Below are 2,474 nucleotides of genomic sequence, written 5' to 3'. Positions count from 1 at the left end.
GCTCTGGGAGGGGCCGAGCTGGAACGCCGGGGGCTTCCCTTTCTTTTCGCTTTTGTACCTGGGCCTGGTGGCCTCGGCGCTGTGCATCTGGCTGCAGGCTTTGGGTCAGCGTCTGGTGCCCGCACCCCAGGCGGCGGTGATTTTTACCCTCGAGCCGGTCTACGCCGCCGCTTTTGCCTATGTGCTGCTGGGCGAGCGGCTGGGCTGGCAGGGAATGCTGGGGGCAGCCCTGATTATGGCTGCAACCCTGATCAGCCAGCTCAGAAGCGGCAAACCCCACCCCGAGCAGGTCACGCCGGAGATGTAGCCAGGGGGCTAGCGAAAGCGCACGTAGCGCTTGATTTCCTCCCAGGTTTTGGGGCCAATCCCCTTGACCCTGGCCTGGAGTTCTTTGGCATCGCGGTAGGGGCGGTTGCGGATTATTTCACGGGCAATTTTGGGGCCGATGCCGGGGAGGGCCTCGAGCTCGGCCTGGGTCGCGGTGTTGACGTTGATGACCCGGGGGGCGGTTGGGCCCTGGGCCCAGGCCAGGGGCAGGCTGGCAGGGGCCATCAGGGCCAGCAAAAGAAAAATGCCATGCAGTGCTTTCATGATGCCTCCTCAGATTGGGTTCAGAGAAACCATACCAAAAGACCCAGCCGGGCGACAACCTATGGCCAGAGCCCTCTTCACATGTTTTGAGCCGCTCGACCTCAAGCAAACTTTGTCCTGGGCGGCCAGGCCTGCGAAGGGCGCGGTAAATGCAGGCCCCTGCCCTGTACTGCTTGCTGCGTCCTTGCCCTGGCGACCTGATTGCAGCAACGTTGGCCCCAAACGCCCCTGAGCGCATTTACCTTCGAGCGCGCACCCGCATGGGCAGCCCTCCGTGGGTGCAGAGGGTGAAGTTGGGCTCGGGGCGGATGGGGGCGGGGCGGGTGAGCTCGAGCTCAAACCTTTGCAACACCGTGGTCACGATCATCTTGTACTCCACAGTGGCAAAGCCCTGGCCCGTGCAAACCCGGGGCCCCAGGCTGAAGGGAAAGTAAGCTCCTCTGGGTAGGCTTTTCTCAAACTCCGGTGTCCAGCGCTCGGGCCGGAAGCGGTCAGGCTCCTCGAAGAAGCGGGGGTCGCGCTGGGTGGCCCACTGGCTCATCACCAGCTGGGTCTTTGGGGCCAGTTTCAGGCCCCCAAGCTCGAGCGCCTCCACATTCTCGCGCCCGATAATCCAGACCGGAGGGTAAAGCCGCAGGCTTTCCTTGAAAACCTGGTCGAGGTAGGGGAGATGTTGCACGTCGTCGAAATCGGGCAGCTTGCCCAGGCTGTCCACCTCGGCCTTTAGTTTGGCCCTGACCTCCGGGTGCTGCTCGAGCAGGTACCAGGTCCAGATCAAGGCGTTGGCGGTGGTCTCGAGGCCCGCTGTAATCACCGTAAGCACCTCGTCGCGCAGCTGCCGGTCGGAAAGCTCCACCTCGGGCTGGCTCTGGGCCTGAAGCAGCATGGAGAGCAGGTCGTCGCCGAGGTCGCCGCGCGCCCGCCGGAAGGCGATGTGCCGGCTCACCATCTCGTTCAAAGCTCGCACCACCCGGATGCCGTCGCGGTTCATGGCGGGGTGCCAGTCGGGCAGGTTGAGCCAGCCGTAGACCATCTGCCCCACCACCTTCTGCCCCAGCATGATGGCCTGGTGCATAATCTCGCGGTCTTCGCCGGCCTCCACATCGAACATGCACTTGGCCACCACCCGCAGGGTGAGGGCGTTCATGTCCTCGTCAAGGTGCCGAATCTCGCTGTTTTGCCAGTGCGAGAGCATCTCCAGCGTAAACCGGCGCATCACCTCGGCGTAGCCCTGGAGGCGCTTGTAGTGGAAGGCCGGGCGCATCAGGCGGCTCTGCTGCTTCCAGAACTCGCCCTCGGAGAGCAGAATGCCGTTGCCCATGCCCCCGGCAAAGGCGCGGGTCAGGTCGGACTTATGAAACTCCTCGGCCCGCTCAACGAGCACCTCGCGGATCAGATCGGGGTGGTTCAGAAAGACGACTTCCTTGCCCGAGGCAAAGCGGAAGGTGGTGAGGTCGGGGCTGGTGCGGGAGAGGTGGATGAAAAATTGCAGGGGATCCTGGCGCAGCTCCAGCTCGACGGGGTCGAGGGTCATCCACAGCAGCATACCTCAGACCGGTGGAGGAAGGCGTCCTCATCCCGCATAAAAAAACTCCCTGTCGCCCCAGTTCACGCTTAGGCGGATAGCATGCGCCCGGGCCCAGACGCATTCTCGTTTTCGTGGACAACCCGGTCTGGGAAGGGCACGATAAAAAAACCCGCCCCTTGCGGGGCGGGCCGAATCTTGGCGCAGGTCAGGCGAGTCTTCGCTTGCGCGAAGTCTGGTTCGGCTACGATGGCCGCCAGATTGGCGCCACTTAAGGCGCTAGAGCTCCTTAGAAAGGAGGTGATCCAACCGCACCTTCCGGTACAGTTACCTTGTTACGACTTAGCCCCAGTCATGA

3 protein-coding genes and 1 rRNA gene are annotated in these 2,474 nt (G+C 63.1%); 1 reads left to right on the top strand and 3 read right to left on the bottom strand.

Features of this window, described 5'->3' with window-relative positions; translation table 11 throughout:
* Positions 1-307, top strand: a 307-nt coding sequence (locus tag NZN28_RS14320; RefSeq protein ID WP_295399295.1) for a DMT family transporter, incomplete at its 5' end; no start/stop codon positions are given.
* 8 nt (positions 308-315) lie between these two features.
* On the opposite strand, the gene NZN28_RS14315 is transcribed toward NZN28_RS14320, so the two are convergent.
* From NZN28_RS14315 to NZN28_RS14305, 3 genes are all read right to left on the bottom strand, one after another.
* Positions 316-591 carry a helix-hairpin-helix domain-containing protein gene (locus NZN28_RS14315; protein ID WP_295399293.1) on the bottom strand — a complete coding sequence of 92 codons (276 nt, stop codon included), beginning with the start codon at positions 589-591 and terminating at the stop codon, positions 316-318.
* A 238-nt stretch (positions 592-829) separates the two neighbouring features.
* Entirely contained in the window at positions 830-2,125 is a 1,296-nt protein-coding gene (locus NZN28_RS14310; protein ID WP_295399291.1) for a cytochrome P450, read from the bottom strand.
* A gap of 284 nt (positions 2,126-2,409) precedes the next feature.
* Positions 2,410-2,474: ribosomal RNA gene (locus NZN28_RS14305) — 16S ribosomal RNA — on the bottom strand; the annotation flags it as partial.

The organism is Meiothermus sp. (assembly GCF_025056915.1).
GTDB lineage: Bacteria > Deinococcota > Deinococci > Deinococcales > Thermaceae > Meiothermus.
This window is presented reverse-complemented; position numbering and strand designations above follow the sequence as displayed.